This window comes from Bradyrhizobium sp. I1.14.4 (genome assembly GCF_050435825.1).
In the GTDB taxonomy this organism is placed as follows: domain Bacteria; phylum Pseudomonadota; class Alphaproteobacteria; order Rhizobiales; family Xanthobacteraceae; genus Bradyrhizobium.
In genome coordinates, this window is record NZ_JBNDLA010000050.1 from 1 (window position 1) to 19,360 (window position 19,360).

The following is a 19,360-nucleotide window of genomic DNA, read 5'->3' on the forward strand; positions in this document are numbered from 1 at the left end:
AGTCTCCAGTCCGACGCTTCAACGCCGGATGATTCGAGGTTGATCACCCCGGAGACTACGCCAACCTCAATTCCTACCAACTCCGCGACGGCACCCGCTACTTTTTCCCGACACCGTGATCCTACAGATTAGCCGTCCTCCTATAAACTGAGATCGATCCGCAAGTTCAAGAAGGTCACCTAGACTCACGCCGATTGAGATCCCGCCGGCAGTCGCTCGCCAGTTTGCGGCGGACATGCAGGCCCATCACGCCGAGCAGCATGATCCGCTGCGACCGGATCGGCACCGGCTTCGGCTGAGTGAGGTGAATGGAATTGTTTGAGCTATTGCGGTGGGAGCGATAGACCGCGAGTCGACGCGCACTTTCCTACCTGCCCAGGTTGGGATACGGTACCCACTTATTTTATAGGGACTTCAATGAACCGCTCAGTCTGGGCAATTGCTGTCCTCAGTTTTATTGCCGGCATGCTCACCGTTGTCGTACTTATCGAGATTATGAGGTCGAAGCCCACCCGAGCGGGAGTGGCGTGGATTAACAGCGGGCAGCCGGTCATCTCAAAGGTCTCTTCTGGATTGGGTCGCACTCTTGACGTTGGCAGCTTTAATGACGGTGGGGCAGCCTATGCGAGATGCGCGGCCACGACCGAAATCGAGGCGCGTCTGGCGTCGTACGGTTTCGATCAGCAATCAACACGGACGTCTGCGTCTACGTCCGGGCGCTCAAGGTCTTCCTTCTAGTTCGGGGGCCTGCTCAATGCCGCGCAGGCCGAACGACTCGTGCTCATCAGGGAGATCAAAAGCATCGTTTCCGGGCTTGACGCGCTCCGCGTCGACCGCATTTTCCGCCGACATTTTGCGGCCCGCCTTTTTCCCAACGGCGAGCGCAGCAATGGCGTAACTCGGGGATTCTATACGCGCGGCAGTTCGTCGGCGCAGAAGACGTCACGCATTGTCGGACGAGACGAGATGGTACGCAACCAACGTACCAAAGCGCTTATTTCCCGTCGCACGTGAAGGAAATAGAGAAGGTGCGTGATCGCAAAGGACAGACCGCAAGTCCCCAAAATCGTCGCCATCAGGTACAGGCCGGCGCCCGATGGGACCGCAACGGGTCCGAGCGATGCCTGCGCAGTGGTCGGTACGCCAGCCTGCCAGGCGAGGACCAAAAAGCCCGCATAGAGAATGCTCAAGTGGGTTGCGACCGTGAACGGGAGCCTGGACTTGGCAGCGAGCCCAAGGCAGGCCAGCAGGAAGATCGGAAGCGCAATCCCGAAGAACTGAAACCCGTCAATCGTGACGATGTAGCTCAAGAGTGCGTCGCTTCGCTGAAAGATGCCGAAGATCTTCAGATTGATGAACCAGAGAAGTTCGGAGCTGGGGGCATATTGAAGGGCACGCGCAGCCAGTTCGGCGCAAAGCGTAGCGACAAAGAGCGCGAACGGTCCGAGGAATTGCAACCTGAAAAGACGATTCATGATGCGAAAGCCAGTAGGTAAAGAACAGCTTGGTTTGGCTTACGTCAGAAACGTTTAGGTTGCCTTAATGTTCCCCGGCGCAGGGCACGCGTTTTCGCCAATATCAATAAAGATCAAACGAACAATGGAAAATCTTATGGCTGATTATTCGGCGGCCTTTCGATGAACCGCCGGCTGCCATTGAGAAGCTCGAGGTTGTTGGCGATGACCGGGTTGCCCGGGTCGAGCGAATAGGCCCTCTCAAACTTTCGCCGCGCCGCAGTCAGATTGCCCCGCAGCATGTACGAATATCCCTGATCGTTCAGGACTTGAACGGTTTCACCGCCCAGCCGAATCGCTTGCGCATAGGCCTGATCGGCGAGATCAAAACGGCGTAACTTGTCGTAGCTCGCCGCGAGCCCGATCCAGGCCGTGACGTCCTTCGGGGCCTTTTCGACTGCCTCCTTGAAGTAGCGCTGGGAAAGTCCGAAATTGCCGCGATTGTAGTGCTCCAACCCCATCCGAACAGGTTCATCGGAAGGATAATATTTGACGTCGGTCGGCTCCTGCACAGGATCTGGACCGGCTGGAGCGCCGGGCGCAACGACAGCGGCGTCACGTACAGTATATTCTTGCAGCGTATCGCAAGCCGCCAATGCTGCGGCCAGTAAGGCGCTAGCCAGCCAAAAGAGAATGCGCCGCATGGCCACTAATCCCCGCCCCACTTATAACCCTTCGAAATATCATTTCCACGCTAACACGGGTGGGGTTAGAGACGTGTTACCGGCAAGCCACATGCACCAGTCGAAATAAGAGACGCTCTTTGAACTCCCTGCCCTGGAAGACCCCAGCGTCCAACGCGAACTGAGTAACGTCGCTTTAAGCCTTGCTGCTACCGGTAGCAGCATAATTTCATTGAGATCGGGCGCCTACTGTGGCTACGCCGGTCCCCAAGCTGACGCTGCCACCTGCGTCGACGGTTGCTGCCACTGCGCCCCCAGTTCCCATTGGAAGGTGCCCCCCCAACCCTGGAGCATCCCCTCCGAACGCCGGTAACGGATCACGCGGTTGGTTACCGGCACGATAACGCGTAATAGCGCCATTGGTCTTCGCCGCCTGAGAAACGATCCTGCGATCGCCGACGTACTTCGGCCAGGGATGGATCGTATGGGTCACGGCATTGACCTGCTTCGCGTCCCCGGCACTTAAGGTGATGGTATCCGAACGCTGGAAATAACGATCCATTTCGTCATTGCCAGCCAAGCCGTTACAAGCCCCGAGCGTGAAAACCGCGAGCAACGCCGTGCATGTCATATCGGTCGTCCTTCAGTTGAGGGTCTTGACTACGGGTTGGTCGGTCACAACCGCAGGCGCTGACAGGCGCACATCGGGCGCGATGATGTGTCCGTAAGGTCCTTTGAGGTCACCGCCGGAATTGACGTAATCGTTGTAGCGCTTCTTTACTTCCATCTGGCCATTGAGGAAGAAGTCGACATCGTTTGCCGGCAATCGCGAATCGAGAGGTGACGCGAGAGTCTGCCCCGGGGCCGCCGGCGCGACCAGACGCGGTGTCACGATGACCACCAGATCCGTCTCTTTCTGTTGATAAGATGCGCTTCGGAACAACGCACCGATGACTGGCACCGAGCCGATCCAGGGCAATTGCTGGACATCCTGTGAGTTGCGGGTCTGGAGCAGGCCGGCGATCGCGAAGCTCTGGCCGTCGCGCAATTCAACCGTGGTCCGAGCATTGCGGCTGGTTAACGCCGGGACCGTCGTTCCACCGATCGTTACGGCATTGGTGAAATCGAGCTCGCTGACCGACGGCTCAACCCGAAGGTTGATTACGCCGCGCGACAAAACGGTGGGTACGAAGCCCAACTCCACGCCGAACTTCTTGAATTCGATGGTAGTGGTGGGAAAGCCGTTCGTAGTGTTGGAGGCTACCGGCACCGGAAATTCGCCACCCGCCAGGAAGCGCGCTGAATCGCCCGACAACGCCATCAGGTTGGGCTCGGCCAAGCTCCGCACCAGCCCTTTCGTCTCCAGTGCCTGCAGCAACAGATCGACCGAAGTGCCATTACTCGTTCTCAGCACATTCGTTAAGAGGCTGCCGAACGGCGTTGCGTTACCTATTAGCCCTGACGCGGTGGCTAGAACAGGAACACCTTGGGGGGTAGATGATGGGACAGGACGGCCCGCAGTTCCGCTGTTTCCAACCTGCGTAAGGTTGCCATTGCCGGCATAGAGGTTCACGCCCAATTCGCGGCCAGCGGACCTCGCGACCTCAAGGAAGCGCACCTCCAGCATGACTTGCTGCGGCGCCGCCACGTTCATGGCGTTGACGATGACGCCGCCCTTCGGGACGGTGCCGGTGGCAATCGCCATGGCTCGCTCGGCGGCGACCGCATCCGCGGCCATTCCGCTCAATATCACCTGGCCCTCCGCGGCGGAAACGCGAATGCCCCGCGTGCCGGTACTGGACTGGATGCTCTGCTGCAGATTGCCGGTATCGATCGTGACCTCGACATCGAGGATGCCAATCTGCTTCATCGAATTATCGAACAGGATGACGTTGGTGGTACCGGTCTGCTTGCCCTGGATGTAGATCACGTGATCGCTCAGCGACCTCACCTCGGCGATGTCGGGCGAACCCGCCACAATCGACGAAAAAGCTGTATCGACCCTGAAGGTGCGCGACTTGTTGACGATCACCTTGACGCGCTGAACATCATTCATTTCGCTGACGAAGACGCCGCTGGAGGAGCCTTGCCGGTCTGCCGCCCCCGCGCCGTCCACCGCGCCAAATGCGGCAAGCGCAGCGCCAAGAACGATCACGCTCCAGGCGGGAAGCCGCCCATCTTCATTGCTGGCAATGCGTCGGTCGCTCATTCCAATCCCCTTCGCCGCAATCCAGAGCCTGTCCTCGCAAATGGACACCCTCGGCGCCAAAAACTCGCCTCCACGCAGGTCGTAGAGCTTACAATCGGTTCGGTGATAAATCGTTACCGTCGTATTCCCATGTCCTGACGGGCACGCACAAATCAACTCCGGTCGGCGGAGGACACTCGTCTGCCCTCGACTCCGGCAAGATCATCATCCGTGGGTACGGCTCGTTTGCAAGAAGCGAACTGCACCAGGAAGTCACAACCCGAGAGAAAATTGCCCAATGTTGCCAACGAGCACCACTGCCGGCTCGGAGCAGACCTGTAACTTGCCGGCGGCGCAAACCACGGCACCGAGCTTAGCCCGTAGAACTAACCTATAACCTCTCCTGACCAGTACGCATCCAGCCAGCCCCCCGGCAGGCGCGCTGGTTTGTCGCGGTGTTCTGGCAGCGGCGGCTTCGGACTGTTGGTCGTTTTCCAGCTCCAGCGAAGCGGGTTGACGACTTTGTTGGCGGGGGGCGCACGGTTACCCGGATCAGTCTTCAAGTGCCGGCGTAATACCAACATAGCACGTCACTCTATTCCCTTGCGGAAGCCAACCGGCGTGGTTGCTGCCATCACCCGCACAGTTCCAGTTCCGGACGGGCCGATACAAGGAGCATGAGACCTTTCTAAAAAACAGCAGCCACAGGGTGTAACGTGCCAGCGGTCGTTTCGCGACTTGGCTACGAACCGAAGCGGCCCTCGATACGATCTCGCTCAGTAGCTAAGCTGAGTATTCTGAGCGACCTGGGTTATGGTTCCTTGCCACACAGGCAGCATAAAGCCGAAATTGTAGCTCGCGCTTGCAGTAAGCGCCATCGCGCCGGTGGTGGCATCGGCCGGGGACCGACCAGCAGCCGGCGTCGTTGCAAAGCCGCTCGTTGCGAGGAAGGGCACGGTCGCCTGCGCAGTGGCGACACTGTTTGGCCCGGTCGATGGCAGTGCACATTGTGTGAGTTGCGATTGCCCAGCGCAGTAGATTAGAGTTTGTCGCACCAGTTCGCTCGCTAGCGTGCGGACTGAATTTTGCGTAACATAGAACCTCGCCACATCAGATATCGCGATCAACATCCCAAAAAACGCCATGAAGACGAGGACGAACTCAAGGGAGACAGCCCCCGAGGTGCCAAGCGTTCTGGTTCTACTTGACGCGGATTTCATGGCTTACACTATTGCTGAATGATTGCGACCACCAAGGGGTTATTATGGAAGAAGCAGGCATATTGGCCGAGATTTTAATCAAGAACGGAGTATTGCATGTGGCGCCCGTCGCAATCGCGCTGCACGAGGTCGCTGTCCCCGCGCAGGAGCAAGCTACCGTAGGTGTTCCACTTAAGCTCAACCCCGAGGGAAGAGCGTTCGTTACTGTATTTTGAATGCCATTCGAATCGGTGGGGAAGAAACGGGCATATTCTCCGCCTGCTCTAACGGCTGATTGCATGGCGGTCTGGCGTTGCGTTACGTCGCCAACTTCCACGACAGCGAACAGCAGTGGGACCAGCACAAAGACGGCGATGATTATGAACTCCAACGCCGCGGCCCCACGCTGATCCCGGAGGAAATTGTGGTACATAGCTTATTCCTACTGCACGAGGGCTACAGCCTTAACTTGGGCGGTCGTGGTGCCGGTCGTGCCACACCCCGTCACGTTTTCCGATGCACTGCCGGTGTAGGTTACCGACCATCCGACGAGCGAGAAGCAGGTCGTCGAAGCAGAGAATGTGTTGCCGGTTACACAGACGCTCGCATTGGGGAAGTACATTCCGCCATTCAGCGTGATGGTCGAACTGCCTTGAATTGAGACCGGCGCACTACCGCAGGAATTGGTGTGGACCGCGTATCTGTAGTCCATATAGAATAGAAGGCCGTTATAATTCGTGTCCGCGTAGCTGGCAGTAGATGCAGCGCTCATGTTCACCGTGCCACCGTTGATGCTCAACGTGCCGAGCTGGTTGGCTGCACTACCAGTGAAAATAATGGTGCAGCCATTGCAGGTAAGCGACCCACCCGTGACTGATATGCCTGCATTATAGAAGAAATAGGTTCCTGAGGCGAGCGCGACACTAGTAGCACTGTTGTGCACTGTCAGGTTTTGTCCAACGCAGAACGTATTAGCTGCAAGACCTGGGATTTGTGTCGGAGTGGCGGAGTTGCAGTTCGTGGCGTTGACCGCTGCGGGAATCGCGGACGAGTCCGTTTGTAGAGCTACATATGGATCGGTCGTGGGGGGCTGGTACATCAGATTGCCTCCCGCAGTGCATGGGGTAGCGGAGCCGGATTGCGTACAGCCGCCTGCTCCGACCAAAATGAGGTTGGTCTGTGTTTTGTTGGCGCCGGCGCCGTTGAATGTGATGGAGTCTCCGCCGGTCCTATTCGAGGCCAAAGAGCAGTTTGTTCCGGTGACTGACCCGTTGCCACTAAACGCAAGTCCCCCGCCCAAGGCCAAAGCACATGCGGGTCCGGTCACTAAAAGTGCGGCAGTCGCCAGTTCGCGGACGTCCTGCGAGCCCGATCCTACGATAAAGGCACTGAAGCTACGCGGTTCTGCCCGAACCATTTGCGCCTGGACTGCGTTGCACGATGGCGTACAGGATCCGCTCGTGTCGGCACTGAAGCTCCCGCCGCTCCAGTTGCCCGGTTGGATGGTGACGGTTGTGTTCGATCCTGATGTATATCCGTTGTCTGTCGCAACGCTGATGCCTGCTGTCCGTGCGTTGGAAAAGCCTGTTGCGCTGGAGATGGTTGTGGTCGTGTAGTTGAGCCCTCCCAAAACACCCGCAATGGCCGCAGCATCGGCAGCATTCTGTCCGTGCCGCCGCTCAAGGTACCAGGCGCTGACCTCCATTCCGAAGCCGGCCATCCCCAAAAACAAGGCAGAAGATGCAGTGAACATCAAGACGCTTACACCCCGCCTGTCCCGCAAGCAATCCAGGAAAGGCACCAACCTTATCGCCGTCGAGAGGCGCATCATCCAATCGTAAGACCAGCTTTTGAACAGGGTAACCGTGCTCATGGCTTACTTCCCTGCGTTGGTGAACGTAGCTATGAGGCGCAGATACGGACTGCCGCCCAAAATGACGAACATGGCTGGAAGCATGAACAACACCATCGGAGCAGTCAGCTTGGCCCCTAGCTTGTGTGCTCTTTCTTCCAGCCTGGTGATACGTTCTCGCCGGAGGTCGACAGCGACACTGCGCAGAGCCTGGCTCAACGGCGTTCCGTATTGCAGGCTTTGGCTGACAATGGTACCGACTCGGCGAAGTCCCTCTGACGTAGATCCGAATTTCTCGAACGCATCGCTGCGGTTTGGCAATATCCTGAGATTATCAAGAAGATCGTATAACACCCGGGCCATCACGGGATTAGTCTCGTTCATTTCTTCCGCTACTCGTTCCACCCCGCTCTCCAGACCCATTCCCGCTTCGGTGCATACAACCAGCAAATCGATAGCATCCGGCGTGCCTAGCCGAACGGCTGCATCAAAGCGCCGTTTCAGCACCAACAAAATCAGTCGCGGCCCCATAATTCCGATCACCCCGCCAATGAGCGTGAAGATCAACACATCGGTCAGTGGCTTCCCAAAAAGCTGCGCGACAAAAAGGGCACTGATCGGGAATAAGTACATGCTGACAGTTTTGACACCGATCCAGATCGGCAAGACTCGATAATGATTGAAACCGGATGTGTGAAGGATCGTTCGTAGTTGTTCCAGGTTTTCCGGAGCGTAGAAGCGCTGATACCGCACGCCGAGCGATGAAAACCAGCCGGCCATGCCCTGGACGGGGGCTGACTTGCTGGGAATGCCCATCACGGCGTTTGACACCCGTGTGTTCAACGCACGAATGTGAATTTCGTGGATGATCAACAAGCAGGCTGCAGTCGCAACTGCTATGGCGAAGGCCGCCAAACCGAGAACAACACTCATAGTGCCGTATCCCTTCTGATCATCCAACGTATCACAAAGTGCCCGACAAGCACTGAGCATACTGCGTACGCCAGCAGTTTGTTTCCGGTCGGATCGGTGAACAGTAGATCAACTGAATGCGGACTGATCCAGTAGAATATCCCACCTACAATGAGGGGCATTAATGAAAGTGCTCGTGAAGAAAAGATCACTTCTGCTGCCAGAGCCTTCGCGCGAGCAGCTAGCGCAACACGCTGACTCACGGTGTCTCCCAGTGTCTGCAAGGTTTCGCTCAAACTGCCACCTGACTTCAGCTGGACTGCAAGTGTCACCGCAAACATCGCATACTCTGCCACTTGCGTTCGCCGATAGACGGCCTCTACAGCTTCCGCGGGAGGTCTCCCCAGACTCAATTCGCTGCATACGATAGCAAACTGCCCAGCTGTCGGTTGCGGCATCTCGCGAGAGATGGTGCGAAATGCTTCGTTCACAGGCAGCCCGGATCGAACAGTACTTGCCACTATCTGGATCGCATCAGGTAGCTGTCGAAAAAGTTGATTGGCGAGGCGACGTTGCTGCCACCCAAACAGACCTCGCACCACCAGTACGGCCACAATTGCAGCCGCCAGATACGCGTAGAGGGTGGGAAAATCCAGCACGCTATTAACATAAAGGATTGCCGCTGCTGCGATGACACCGGCGAGTAGCGCATACGCGGGGTGCCAAACATACGTTGCCTCTGCGTTGTAATTGGCCAAGCGGTGGAGGAACCGCCATCGGGACCCGGCCTGTAGCCGACGAATGGAGGGCAGGCTCGCCGAATGTGAGGTTGGTAAAGCTATTGCGAGCTGACGATTGATGCGGCTTTCTCGAGCGTCGAGCCACAACGACACGGTCGCTGCGCAGACCAGGAGCGCCAGCACAATGATGATCAAGAACGGCAGCATTATAGTTGCCTCATAGCCTCAGCCCAAGCTCGATCGAGCCCATAATAGGCAAGGCGGCTCTTGAATTTTGGGACTGCGTGGGTGGACCGATAGGCGCCCAATATCCGCCCGTGAACATCCTCGTCTTGGTACTCGAACGCCGCGATGTCATTGGTGGTGATCACGTCGGTTTCCAGGCCGGTCACCTCGCAAATTTGGATAATGCGACGCTGTCCATCCCGCATGCGTTCTACTTGCACGATGATATCCAACGCAGCGACGATCTGGGATCGAATCGCCCGCAGCGGCAGATTTGGCTGTCCCATCTGCACCATGTTTTCAATACGGGTCAGTGCGTCGCGGGCGCTGTTAGCATGCACTGTGGAGATCGAACCATCATGGCCGGTATTCATCGCTTGCAGCATGTCAAACGCTTCAGCGCCGCGCACTTCGCCTACGACGATCCGGTCAGGACGCATCCGCAGCGCATTCCACACCAGATCGCGTTGTGTCACCTGCCCCGTGCCCTCGAGGCTAGCAGGCCGGGTCTCCAGGCTGATCACGTGCGGCTGTTGCAGTTGCAACTCTGCGGCATCCTCGATGGTGACAATGCGCTCACTGTGATCAATGAATTGGCTCATGGCATTCAACAGAGTCGTCTTGCCAGAACCGGTACCGCCAGAGACCAGAACATTGAGCCGAGATCGGCCGGCAATCTCCAGCAAATGTCCCATGGCAGAGGTCATTGTGCCGTTTTCGATCATTCCGGCCAAATTTAAACGGCGACTAGGAAATTTTCTGATGGAAATGCAGGGACTATGGATCGCCAGCGGCGGAAAGATGATGTTGACCCGGCTGCCATCCGGCAAGCGGCAATCCACCATCGGACTGGATTCGTCAACGCGCCGTCCAACCTGGGCCGCGATCTTCTGCGCTACCGATGCGATGTGCTCATTGTCGCGGAATCGCAGCGCGACCCGTTCCAGCTTGCCGGCTCGCTCGACATAAACGTTACTTGGTCCGTTGACCATGATATCGTTAATCGATTCATCCATCAGGAGCGAGCGTAGCGGCCCGTAGCCGGTCATGTCGTCCGCAATCTCGTCCGCTAGCAGAAACTGCTCGCGGCCTGACAGTTCGAGCCGTTCCTGATTGGCGATTCCATGGATGATTTCCTCGATCTGCCGCCGAAGAACATCGCGGGAAACAGTTGCGGCCACCGATGGCTCAATCTGCTCAATGACCCGTTCGCGCAGCGAAGCCGGCATCACAGCTCGTTCGTGCAGCGGAGCCGGCATCGCGCCTCGTTCGTGCACTGAAACTGGCATCACGGGTTGGTAGGTCGAAGGTTCGTCGCGGTTTGGCACGGTTGGCGTGCCATCCCTTTCCACAGATGCAGGAAAGCGGGTTGGTGTGCCGTCGCGTTCGCGCGTACCGAACTTCTTCGTCACCGGAACAGCCTCCTGAACCATCCCTTCCGCACGACGCCAACACCAGCGATCTCCCGAACGATGGGCGCAAGGTGACGACGCAGTTTTGATACGTGCTTTAGAGCTGGAATTCCGAGATTGACCGCTTGGGTCATCCCCTTTCCGAGGTCGGGGATCACCATGTCTGGTTCTGCGCCTAAGGCCTTGACGATCGTTGCCCTCGGAAGGCCCCCCGGACGATCGGCACGATTGAGCAAAGTAAAAACTCGATCTTTACCGGCGATGTTCGTGACGGCGGTCCGAAGGGCATGTGCATTGCGAAGTCCGGTCACTTCAGCCTCCAGCAGCACAAGCACTTGGCGAGAAAGCGTGATCACCGGATGGAGCGATGGCGGAAACGGGACTGGTACATCGACAACAACGTAATTGAACCGTTGACGGAGCAGACCCAGTACGTGTCTCACTCCCGCTTCGGTGATATCAAGCTGCGCATCCAGATCCTCATCGGCGGAAATCAAACAGACGCGCTCGTTGATATCAATGGCCGCGCGTTCGAGGAACAGCGCATCCGCCCGCATCGGGTTTTCCAGAGCGATGCGCAGCCCTGGCCCAGGCCGAACACCCAGCATCACCGCCGTTTCGCCGTTTTGTAAATGAAGGTCGAGCAGCGCGACCTTCGCCTTCGTAGTCTCGGCCAGTTGCAGTGCGAGATTGATAGCGATGCTCGTTGCTCCGGCGCCCCCCTGCGCGCCGCAGATTGAGATCACTTGTCCACCACGATCGGCCGCACCGGGCGCCGTGTCGCCCAGCATCTTCGGACGTAGCTGGTGCAGCACCATATCGCGCGTGAGCGGCTTCGGCAGGTACTCGGTCAAGCCGATTTCTATCAGCTCGCGGTAGAAGGTGATCTCTCTGCTCTCACCGATCAGGGCCACCAGGACATCAGGTGGGCAGACGGCGGACAACCTTTCCAGTTCAGTGAAGGGATCATCGATCCCGCTGATGTCCGCCACCAGCGCGAATAGCTCGGTGTCGGTCTCGAGCATCCGTATGGCATTGCGGATCGTACCGCGCCTGATCGCCAGGTTGCTGCCTTCGAGCCCTTTGCGCAAAGCCGCTGCACTAAGCTCGTCGTTTACGAAACAGACGATTCGGTTGCGCGTTGCAACAGACGGAGTTTCATCAGGCGGGTTGACCATTACCATGTTGACGCTCATCGCCGTTTCTCCTGCGGCTTTACGGCCTCAACCTCATCAGCTGCATGAACCACCACAGTTTCACTCTCGCGGGCAATTTTCGGCAAGACGCCACAGCCGGCGGTTGAGTCTTGCTTCCTCACTGAGTATTCCTGAACCTTACCGCCTCCATAAACCACCACCGCTGCACTTTGGCCGGCAACAGCATTCTGGCGGGCTATTTCCGCCGACACGTCGCAGCTGGAAATAGTGCGACTGTCCGCTGTGTCCCGTAGCTCGACAGCTGATCGCATGGCCAAGGAGAGCGATCCGAGATTTTTCGCGACCGCTATCTTCTTGACCTGCTCTGGCGCAAGCTGCAGTGACACAGTTTGTGCTACCTTCGCGGCAGTGGTGTTGTTGGCTCCGCCGCCTTGCACAATCTCCTGGTCAATCGCGATGATTCGAACATTTTGGAGAAGGGTTTCGCTGAGGGCGCGACGCGCGACATCTGCGTTCGCGGCTACTTGGGTCAGGACAACATCCACGTAGTCACCCGGCTTGATCAGCCCCGAGACACCAGATTCTGCGTCAACCTTGATGCTGACGGCACGGGTACCCGGCTCCAGGACGCTGGCGAGGAAACCCCGATCTCCCCGGAGCAAGACGTTTTCTGATGTGATGGGACTGCCCGTGTCCAGGTTCTTGCGAACCAGAGAACCGAGAAGCCTGCTCCTATCGTCAGTCGTATCGCGGATCGCCCCTGTTGGAACGCTTTCCAACGGATCCGGGCGGAAATCTTCGTCGCGCGTCAATGTGCCAGCCTTCAGCGGACGTGCCGCCACAAGGTACCGAGTGAGAGGCGCCGGCGCCTTCTCCGTGACCTGTACGACTGGGGCCTCTGCTTTCGGCAGGTTCATGCTGTAGGCAATAAGCCCGAGCGCAGCGGCCGCGAGCAAAAAAACCATTATGATCGAGAGGCGCAACGTAGATGACATGTTCAAAGTCCTTGGCTTAAAATGGTCCAGATACCGCCGCACGCAATCGCAACCCCGTAAGGTAGCGGTGCGTGTCGCAAATGGCGCCAACGTTCTATCGCGTAGACGCGGCGAGCGAACGACGATCCCGCGGGCGCTAGCCTGGGATATGGCAGGAGGCGCATCATCAGATGCACCACGGCAAGAACGCCGCCGGCCAGAGCGGTGATAGCCAACAACTGAATCACGCCCATCAATGGGAGCCCAATCGCCAATGCGACCAGCAGTTTGACATCGCCGCCGCCCATCCATCCCCGCTGGTAGATGACTAAAAGCAGCAGAAACAGGATTGCCGCGGCGATCAAGGATTCCACAAACTGCATCGGGCCGGCAAAATGCCCGGCGATCCCGAGGAGCGCCAGCACCAGACAAATTTCATTTCGGATCAATCGTGTAGCGATATCGATCGTTGCGACATAGAGCAACAAAAGGATTTCAAGAAACGAGGCCGTGTGAGCAATCCAATCCATGGGAGCAATCCAATCCATGGGAGCAATTCAATCCATGGGAGCAATTCAATCCATGGGAGCAATTCAATCCGTAAAATGCATTCCTGAAAACAGGCGTGGCATTGGGAGATCCATTGCCACGCTCACGACTCAAGAAAGACCTGTCATAGGACTCAGAAAGACGAGTCACGGCAGTCCAGTCATAGTGGAGGCGATCACGCTGAACCCGGTATTCAGCGCCCCGCTGAGGGTGTTAGTACCGGTACCAGTAAACAGGAGAAGTACGACGGCGCAGACACAAGCCCCGACGATCACGTACTCGAGCGACACCACACCGTCCTTGTCTGTGCGAAGACGCTTCAGCGCTTCCGTGGTCTCAACATAATATCTCAACATAGCAAAATCCTTCCCTTGAAAGGAGACGCGGCATTGGGAGATCCATTGCCGCGCTCTGGACTCCGCTTATGGCAGACCAGTCATAGTGCTGGCGATCTTGCTGAACCCGGTATTCAGCGCTCCGCTGAGGGTGTTGGTACCGGTACCGTTAAACAGAAGAAGTACGACGGCGCACACACAAGCCCCGACGATCACGTACTCGAGCGAAACCACGCCGTCCTTGTCCGCGCGAAGACGCTTCAACGCTTCAGTGGTCTTGATGTAATATTTCAACATAGGATAAAATCCCTTCTATTGAGATGAATTTGCGGCAACCATTGGCACAAAAAACCCACTGCCAATCGCGTACATTTATAGTATCGCGTTCAAAAGCTGTCACCTGGTAATCCTTCATTAACCTTACTGTGGCAGCGGCGTCGCCGATATTGCACGTGCGTGCTGCACAAACTGGCGGCTTGGACTCCGGAGGTAGCTCGGAATTTCTGGCGGCGCTCCGGCCTCCGGCCGTGTCATCCCCCTGCAAGACCCGTGAAAATACGGACAATCGGTATGGTGATGATGCGCGGCGTTCGAACGATGCAAGCCACATGGGCCAGATCAAGCCGGGCGACGAGGACCTCTTCGTCGCAGCTGATTGGGCGGGCAACTGCTACAGGAGAAGACAATCGAAGCCGTTCAGCCAGCTCAATGTCGAAAGGCGACGGCTCGATCTTCACAATCGGCTGCATCGACTTCGGCGGCCTGCACTCGCGCACAATCACAAATGACGAGGTGGAGTTCTACTGCTGACATGTTTGCGCTCGAGACAACGCCGCCCTGCGGAAGCTGCCGGTGCACACCCTGAAAGGCTACTCGCTCGTCGCGTCGACGGTCTCTTCCGGTGCGACGTCGAAGTTCGCTCTTCGCAGGTCCCTTGGTACTTCGATCCCGGCCACGATTGGTGAGCCCTAGGCTCCTGGCTCGTGCCATATCTGTCTGGTACGAATGTCTGCTTTGATGCCTCGCGTCCTTCGAAGCATCGGACGTCTTCCCCGTCTTGTGTCTCCTCCTCCAATGACACCGCGGTTTCAGCAAACTCGAGGGTTGCCGGAAAACTCTTCACCGGAGAAGGCAAGCCGCAGAGCCCTTGCCAAAGGGAGCACTGCCAACAACACGGGATCGGACGCTAGGAAAGCTATGAGCTGATTTGGGCCTTAGCGCACCCGTTCCCGCTGCATCACCGATGCCGCACAAGCTTGATCGACGGTTTCTCTCCGACGCTGGGTTGAAGGATGGCTCAGATCAATGGATCCGGTCCATCGAACGCCAGGCTAACTACCTACTTGTGGGTTCGATCCTGTAAAAAACTGGCCGAGCTTCGGGATCAGAAAAGATGTGTTCGCAGCATAGACGCGATATTCAGGAAAAGCCGCCTGCAGAATCGCTTCTTCATTGATCATACGCCGACATTGAACCATCACAATCGCAATGGCCATGAGCACGGCAAGCGGAGAAAGTACTTGTAGCGTGACACCGATCAAAGCAACTCCTTCACAGAGGTAGAGCGGATGCCGGACTATTCGATAAGGTCCTTCTGTCACCAAGCGCCTTGCCTCCGCAAAAATGCTGAAAGATTTGCCCAGCCAGCGCAGCACCACGAAAGAAAGCGAAGTGCCCACCAGGATCAACGTGGTGGACACGATCGACCAAACAGGACCCAGCTCTGCCTTCGGAAGCAAAGCAAGTATTGTGCACAAGAACGTGCCTAGCAAAGCCGAGATCCGCGGCTCGAGGCCCTTGGACTTCTGTATTGGGACGAGCCGGGTAATAGTTGTTGCTGCAACCAAGCTCAGGAAAAGGACGTTAGCAATCCTGGCCGCGATCATGAGCAGCTTATGGATGCTGTCCAACGGAAGCAGGTGAGGAATTCCTGCAACACCGATCACAACAAGCGCGGTAAAGGCAACGACGACCGTCGCTCTCGCGGTCCAATCGAGCCAACGATTGACAGTCAACTCAACGGCCGCCCTTTCCCCATGGGATCGATCGATTTCATCGAATTTGATATTCGTCATCGTCTCAATCTCGTGCTTTCGTTCTCGGCCAAGATGTTCCGGCAAGCGCCGAAATTTGACTCCGTTCCCACACCGATTCACCGGACGGGAGTTCTGTTACTGACCGAGGCTGGGCGAACGATTGGGTGCCTCCTCTGGGACCCGCATCGTCTCCGCCAGCGCTGTTGTGTCCGATTTGGGTTGGAAGATGCGATCGCCGATGAAGGGATAAAGCAATTGAGGCACGTATCGTTGCGGCATCGGCCGATCGAGACCGTAGGTCGTCGGAATTTGCCCTCGCGGCAAATGAAGACTTCCAAACAACGCATCCAGGAAGGACAGCTGCCCGGCGAAATTCCGGTCCCGAGCCTCAAGGTGGTTACTATGATGCCAATGATGAAACTCCGGCGAAGCGAACAGGAAGCGCAGCGGACCAAATCCAACGCGAACATTGGAGTGAATGAGAACCGCCTGCCACTGATAGAGCACGGCATAGACTCCAATTGCCCATTCGGAGAAACCCAGTGCGAAGACGGGGATCAGGGAGACTCCTTTGGTCAAAATCTGATCGACCGGATGGACCCTGGCCGCAGCCAGCCAGTCAAGCTCTTCGATACTGTGGTGAATGGAGTGGAATCTCCATAGCCAGGGAACGGCATGGAACATGCGGTGGGTCCAATAGAATCCCAAATCTGAAAGTAAGATAACGGCCGGGATTTGCACCCAATAGGGCAAGTCGCCGACCATCGCCTGAAAGGCTGCCGGGACAATACATGCGGCAGCAAAGATGACCGCCACGATAATGGCTAGCAGACCAAGCTTGATCAGCATACCATTCAAGAACAGGAAGATCAGATCGTTGGCCCAATTGCGACGAAAGATCTTCTGCGGATGCATGGCGAACAGCCGCTCGAGCGGTATGAACACAAGAATGGTGATAAAAATAACCTTAACGCCAAAGGGATCCATCGGGGTCCTCGCCGGCCGTTACCCTATCGCTATTTGCCGATCGCATAAAGAGCAAAGGGCAGCCGCGCATCATACTGGTTAAGCGGTCCCGGATGTTGCCCATCTGATTGACCGACATGATCGAGGTAATCCTAATCGGTGCGCGAACATGAAATGGCGTTGTTCTGCCGGCGGAGGCGTTGGCCAATTGAGAAACCGTCGTTGGTGCCCACGATCGTGTAGGCCCGCCGTTCCGATAGACTCATGCCGGCCTGCAGATGCGCGCCGCAGCGCGCTCGGCGGCGGGCGGGCCCCACTATTTTGTTCTGCTCGCGAAGGGTGGCCGCACCGGGCATCTTTTTCAGGCTTCGCGCTCTCCTCTTCCAACGCCTTCAGCCGCTTCGCCTCGGAAACTTCAATGCCGCCGAATGGTAGGTCGTCGCTTCGGAGATCCCCTGCTTGCGAGCCAGGTCAGCCGCCTTAGGCCCAGACTCATGCTCCTTCAATATGGCGATAATTTTCCCTTCCGTGAACTTTGCTCGCTACATCTGTCTGTCCTTCTTCGGGCCGGACTCTAACTCCTTCCCGAGGAAACGCTCCGTAGTAGGTCAGGCTCAATGCAGTCGAAGGCGTTTTCGCCAACCTCACTCGGCCGTGCCTTAAGCGCGGCACCTTCGATCCGTCGTTGACTTGCACCTCGCTATCAACCGCTTCGTCGCTGCGACGAACGCCGATCGCAAACCCGTCGTCTGGATCGCCTATCCAAAGCGCGCCCTAGCGGCCCGGGGGACTCAAGCGTTAGAGTCAATCTGCTGGACGATCTTTCAGGCTGAATCCAACTAATCGCGGCGGCGCTGGTCTAGCTCATTCCGCCTCACGAATAGTTCGGAAATATCGTCAGAATAAACGCCAATCCAATCCGATGAAGCTCGAAATTCTTGAGACTCCATAGAGTTTGGCGCGACGAGACCAATAGAGATGCGATACTTATCTAAGTATCCAATAAATTCACGTGGGCGTTCGAAGACAATTGTCCAATTTTCAGTCATAAAGCCAGCGTCGAAAACATTTCTGCCGTCGATAAAGGTGGGAAGTTCTCTAAAGATCAAATAGCCGCCGAAATTGTACGAGTTATAGATGTTACCATGCAAATTGTGCGCAAGAATGTAGTCGACAGAGCCCTCTGGAGAAATCTGTCTAAATCGCGGACGCTTGATTGAGTCACTAAAAAGCCCGGTCGCAAGGATCATGATCGCGACTAATCCATAAATCCCATAAAGACTGCGACGCCCTATTTGAGACGTTGTGGTGAAAAATTCTGGGTGAGACGCAATTTGCTCAGAGAGTCGCAGAAATCGAAATTGCCTTGTTAATGGGGTGGCGACTAGAAGGGGCACAAGTATGTTGAACAAGAAGATGAACCTTACTGCGGTGAGCATGTATGCTGCGACCGACAACAGTATTGTAAGTCTACAAAATCGAACTTTGGCCCCGTTCAGGAGAGCCAAAAATAGGAGCGCGAGAACAGCGAAGAGTATAGTCGGAGCCGTGTCGAAGCTTACGGCTCGCCACTCATTAATATAAGGTTTGGCTTCATGTGCCCCGATGAGTTGAAAGTCCATCAGGAACGGGCGCGCGCCGTAGGGCGTCACGCACGCAGCACCGACCGCGGCGACAAAAAAGACAGCCCATCGTCGGGCTACTAACAGACGCTTACTCCCTGGGGATTCAAACACCGCTTCTGCCGCCAGAGCGATTGTTAGGGCAAGCCCCGCCAAAAAGCTGGCATGGAAGTTCGCCCACACAGTAATGACTGGGAGCAGCATCAAGCTCGGCGAAGTCTTGGTGTCGACAGCTCTCACCAGCGCCGCGACCCAGACCACCATCAGCCCATCGCAAAATATCTGAGGGCGAGCGTGCAAGTGGCTGACCGACAGCGCAAGCGCCACTGTAGCCACGCCGATTGCAACCGTGAAGCGCATGGTGCGCGCGAGCATAAGGAAAAGCAGCGCGTAGCCGAGCGCTACCGCGCCGCCGGTAATCATGGCGACTCCACGGAAACCTGAAAGACGGTACGCGCCGAAAAAAATCAGATCGGCCAACCAGTCTCTCGCTATCCAAGGATGCCCACGAAACGTATGCGAGAATTCGTCGACTTGAGGAAACGATCCGCCTTCCCAAATCCTGCGCCCAGTTGCTATGTGCCAATACAGATCCGGATCCAATAGAAGCCGGTCAGCAGGAAGCAACACGATATACAAGAGTAAAAGAAGCGCGACCAGAAGCACAAATATGAACCATCTGGATCGCTGAACGTCTTGATCGCTGGGGCGCAGCCTTTCAGGCTTCTCGCTGATCGTGGCGGGGGCGACGGCATTCCCGCCGTCGGACTTAGCCGAATCTTCGAGACGACTCATTGCCCCTCCTTGCTCCTCCGCGTTGGCGCGAACCTGCGATCTTATTTTAGCAATGCGTCAAATAATTTAGAAGGCTCTAAGACGGAAGTGGCTCGCGTAGCACAAGTTCGAGGATGTTACGGTGCAGTGCGTAACGGACCGGGGAGATGCGGGCCGTCAAGGTCTAAGAGTCTGTCCGAGATCATGATGTTTTTTGACAGAGCTTTCGCAGCATGAGGCGGATTGAGGCCAGGCGCAAGAACGCCAAGGCCTTTCGGTTGA

18 protein-coding genes and 1 pseudogene are annotated in these 19,360 nt (G+C 56.7%); all 19 read right to left on the reverse strand.

What is annotated here, in order from left to right:
• Nucleotides 1–720: 720 nt before the first annotated feature.
• The 19 genes and pseudogenes from ABIB78_RS37750 to ABIB78_RS37840 all read right to left on the reverse strand — a co-directional run bounded on the left by ABIB78_RS37750 (nucleotide 721) and on the right by ABIB78_RS37840 (nucleotide 19,099).
• The gene (locus ABIB78_RS37750; protein ID WP_429034133.1) at nucleotides 721–852 is read right to left on the reverse strand and encodes a hypothetical protein; all 132 of its coding nucleotides are present in this window, start codon (nucleotides 850–852) and stop codon (nucleotides 721–723) included.
• 56 nt (nucleotides 853–908) lie between these two features.
• Nucleotides 909–1,475, reverse strand: coding sequence for a hypothetical protein (locus ABIB78_RS37755; protein ID WP_429034134.1), 567 nt, complete (start codon nucleotides 1,473–1,475; stop codon nucleotides 909–911).
• Nucleotides 1,476–1,609: 134 nt separating this feature from the next.
• Complete coding sequence (locus ABIB78_RS37760) at nucleotides 1,610–2,158, reverse strand: tetratricopeptide repeat protein (RefSeq protein ID WP_429034135.1); 549 nt, start codon at nucleotides 2,156–2,158, stop codon at nucleotides 1,610–1,612.
• 622 nt (nucleotides 2,159–2,780) lie between these two features.
• A complete protein-coding gene (locus tag ABIB78_RS37765) occupies nucleotides 2,781–4,346 on the reverse strand; it encodes a type II and III secretion system protein family protein (protein WP_429034136.1) in 1,566 nt (521 codons plus the stop codon).
• 755 nt (nucleotides 4,347–5,101) lie between these two features.
• Complete coding sequence (locus ABIB78_RS37770) at nucleotides 5,102–5,545, reverse strand: TadE family protein (RefSeq protein ID WP_429034137.1); 444 nt, start codon at nucleotides 5,543–5,545, stop codon at nucleotides 5,102–5,104.
• Complete coding sequence (locus tag ABIB78_RS37775; protein ID WP_429034138.1) at nucleotides 5,526–5,957, reverse strand: TadE/TadG family type IV pilus assembly protein; 432 nt, start codon at nucleotides 5,955–5,957, stop codon at nucleotides 5,526–5,528. Before ABIB78_RS37775 ends, ABIB78_RS37770 begins: the two co-directional genes overlap by 20 nt.
• 9 nt (nucleotides 5,958–5,966) lie before the next feature.
• Nucleotides 5,967–7,397, reverse strand: coding sequence for a pilus assembly protein TadG-related protein (locus ABIB78_RS37780; RefSeq protein ID WP_429034139.1), 1,431 nt, complete (start codon nucleotides 7,395–7,397; stop codon nucleotides 5,967–5,969).
• A 3-nt stretch (nucleotides 7,398–7,400) separates the two neighbouring features.
• Complete coding sequence (locus ABIB78_RS37785; RefSeq protein ID WP_429034140.1) at nucleotides 7,401–8,309, reverse strand: type II secretion system F family protein; 909 nt, start codon at nucleotides 8,307–8,309, stop codon at nucleotides 7,401–7,403.
• Nucleotides 8,306–9,235, reverse strand: coding sequence for a type II secretion system F family protein (locus ABIB78_RS37790; protein ID WP_429034141.1), 930 nt, complete (start codon nucleotides 9,233–9,235; stop codon nucleotides 8,306–8,308). Before ABIB78_RS37790 ends, ABIB78_RS37785 begins: the two co-directional genes overlap by 4 nt.
• The gene (locus tag ABIB78_RS37795; protein WP_429034150.1) at nucleotides 9,235–10,542 is read right to left on the reverse strand and encodes a CpaF family protein; all 1,308 of its coding nucleotides are present in this window, start codon (nucleotides 10,540–10,542) and stop codon (nucleotides 9,235–9,237) included. The genes ABIB78_RS37790 and ABIB78_RS37795 overlap by 1 nt, the downstream gene beginning before the upstream one ends.
• A 119-nt stretch (nucleotides 10,543–10,661) precedes the next feature.
• Nucleotides 10,662–11,861, reverse strand: a complete 1,200-nt coding sequence (locus ABIB78_RS37800; RefSeq protein ID WP_429034142.1) for an AAA family ATPase — start codon at nucleotides 11,859–11,861, stop codon at nucleotides 10,662–10,664.
• Nucleotides 11,858–12,817: a Flp pilus assembly protein CpaB gene (gene cpaB, locus ABIB78_RS37805; protein ID WP_429034143.1), complete on the reverse strand. Its 960-nt coding sequence runs from the start codon at nucleotides 12,815–12,817 to the stop codon at nucleotides 11,858–11,860. Before cpaB ends, ABIB78_RS37800 begins: the two co-directional genes overlap by 4 nt.
• A gap of 2 nt (nucleotides 12,818–12,819) precedes the next feature.
• Nucleotides 12,820–13,326, reverse strand: coding sequence for an A24 family peptidase (locus ABIB78_RS37810; protein ID WP_429034144.1), 507 nt, complete (start codon nucleotides 13,324–13,326; stop codon nucleotides 12,820–12,822).
• A gap of 441 nt (nucleotides 13,327–13,767) precedes the next feature.
• Complete coding sequence (locus ABIB78_RS37815) at nucleotides 13,768–13,977, reverse strand: Flp family type IVb pilin (protein WP_429034145.1); 210 nt, start codon at nucleotides 13,975–13,977, stop codon at nucleotides 13,768–13,770.
• A gap of 233 nt (nucleotides 13,978–14,210) precedes the next feature.
• Nucleotides 14,211–14,429 (reverse strand): hypothetical protein, encoded by a 219-nt coding sequence (locus ABIB78_RS37820; RefSeq protein WP_429034146.1) that lies wholly within the window; start codon nucleotides 14,427–14,429, stop codon nucleotides 14,211–14,213.
• A 582-nt stretch (nucleotides 14,430–15,011) separates the two neighbouring features.
• Nucleotides 15,012–15,755: a methyltransferase family protein gene (locus tag ABIB78_RS37825; RefSeq protein ID WP_429034147.1), complete on the reverse strand. Its 744-nt coding sequence runs from the start codon at nucleotides 15,753–15,755 to the stop codon at nucleotides 15,012–15,014.
• 96 nt (nucleotides 15,756–15,851) lie between these two features.
• Nucleotides 15,852–16,703, reverse strand: a complete 852-nt coding sequence (locus ABIB78_RS37830; RefSeq protein WP_429034148.1) for a sterol desaturase family protein — start codon at nucleotides 16,701–16,703, stop codon at nucleotides 15,852–15,854.
• A gap of 155 nt (nucleotides 16,704–16,858) precedes the next feature.
• Nucleotides 16,859–17,224 (reverse strand): annotated as a pseudogene (locus tag ABIB78_RS37835) (transposase); the annotation flags it as partial.
• A 297-nt stretch (nucleotides 17,225–17,521) separates the two neighbouring features.
• Nucleotides 17,522–19,099, reverse strand: coding sequence for a hypothetical protein (locus ABIB78_RS37840; protein WP_429034149.1), 1,578 nt, complete (start codon nucleotides 19,097–19,099; stop codon nucleotides 17,522–17,524).
• Nucleotides 19,100–19,360 lie beyond the last annotated feature (261 nt).

Bases quoted from the DNA above. Each gene is read 5' to 3' on its own strand.
- ABIB78_RS37750 (WP_429034133.1), bottom strand. From the start codon at position 852: ATGTCGGCGGAAAATGCGGTCGACGCGGAGCGCGTCAAGCCCGGAAAC.
- ABIB78_RS37755 (WP_429034134.1), bottom strand. From the start codon at position 1,475: ATGAATCGTCTTTTCAGGTTGCAATTCCTCGGACCGTTCGCGCTCTTT.
- ABIB78_RS37760 (WP_429034135.1), bottom strand. From the start codon at position 2,158: ATGCGGCGCATTCTCTTTTGGCTGGCTAGCGCCTTACTGGCCGCAGCA.
- ABIB78_RS37765 (WP_429034136.1), bottom strand. From the start codon at position 4,346: ATGAGCGACCGACGCATTGCCAGCAATGAAGATGGGCGGCTTCCCGCC.
- ABIB78_RS37770 (WP_429034137.1), bottom strand. From the start codon at position 5,545: ATGAAATCCGCGTCAAGTAGAACCAGAACGCTTGGCACCTCGGGGGCT.
- ABIB78_RS37775 (WP_429034138.1), bottom strand. From the start codon at position 5,957: ATGTACCACAATTTCCTCCGGGATCAGCGTGGGGCCGCGGCGTTGGAG.
- ABIB78_RS37780 (WP_429034139.1), bottom strand. From the start codon at position 7,397: ATGAGCACGGTTACCCTGTTCAAAAGCTGGTCTTACGATTGGATGATG.
- ABIB78_RS37785 (WP_429034140.1), bottom strand. From the start codon at position 8,309: ATGAGTGTTGTTCTCGGTTTGGCGGCCTTCGCCATAGCAGTTGCGACT.
- ABIB78_RS37790 (WP_429034141.1), bottom strand. From the start codon at position 9,235: ATGCTGCCGTTCTTGATCATCATTGTGCTGGCGCTCCTGGTCTGCGCA.
- ABIB78_RS37795 (WP_429034150.1), bottom strand. From the start codon at position 10,542: ATGCCAGTTTCAGTGCACGAACGAGGCGCGATGCCGGCTCCGCTGCAC.
- ABIB78_RS37800 (WP_429034142.1), bottom strand. From the start codon at position 11,861: ATGAGCGTCAACATGGTAATGGTCAACCCGCCTGATGAAACTCCGTCT.
- cpaB (WP_429034143.1), bottom strand. From the start codon at position 12,817: ATGTCATCTACGTTGCGCCTCTCGATCATAATGGTTTTTTTGCTCGCG.
- ABIB78_RS37810 (WP_429034144.1), bottom strand. From the start codon at position 13,326: ATGGATTGGATTGCTCACACGGCCTCGTTTCTTGAAATCCTTTTGTTG.
- ABIB78_RS37815 (WP_429034145.1), bottom strand. From the start codon at position 13,977: ATGTTGAAATATTACATCAAGACCACTGAAGCGTTGAAGCGTCTTCGC.
- ABIB78_RS37820 (WP_429034146.1), bottom strand. From the start codon at position 14,429: ATGCAGCCGATTGTGAAGATCGAGCCGTCGCCTTTCGACATTGAGCTG.
- ABIB78_RS37825 (WP_429034147.1), bottom strand. From the start codon at position 15,755: ATGACGAATATCAAATTCGATGAAATCGATCGATCCCATGGGGAAAGG.
- ABIB78_RS37830 (WP_429034148.1), bottom strand. From the start codon at position 16,703: ATGGATCCCTTTGGCGTTAAGGTTATTTTTATCACCATTCTTGTGTTC.
- ABIB78_RS37840 (WP_429034149.1), bottom strand. From the start codon at position 19,099: ATGAGTCGTCTCGAAGATTCGGCTAAGTCCGACGGCGGGAATGCCGTC.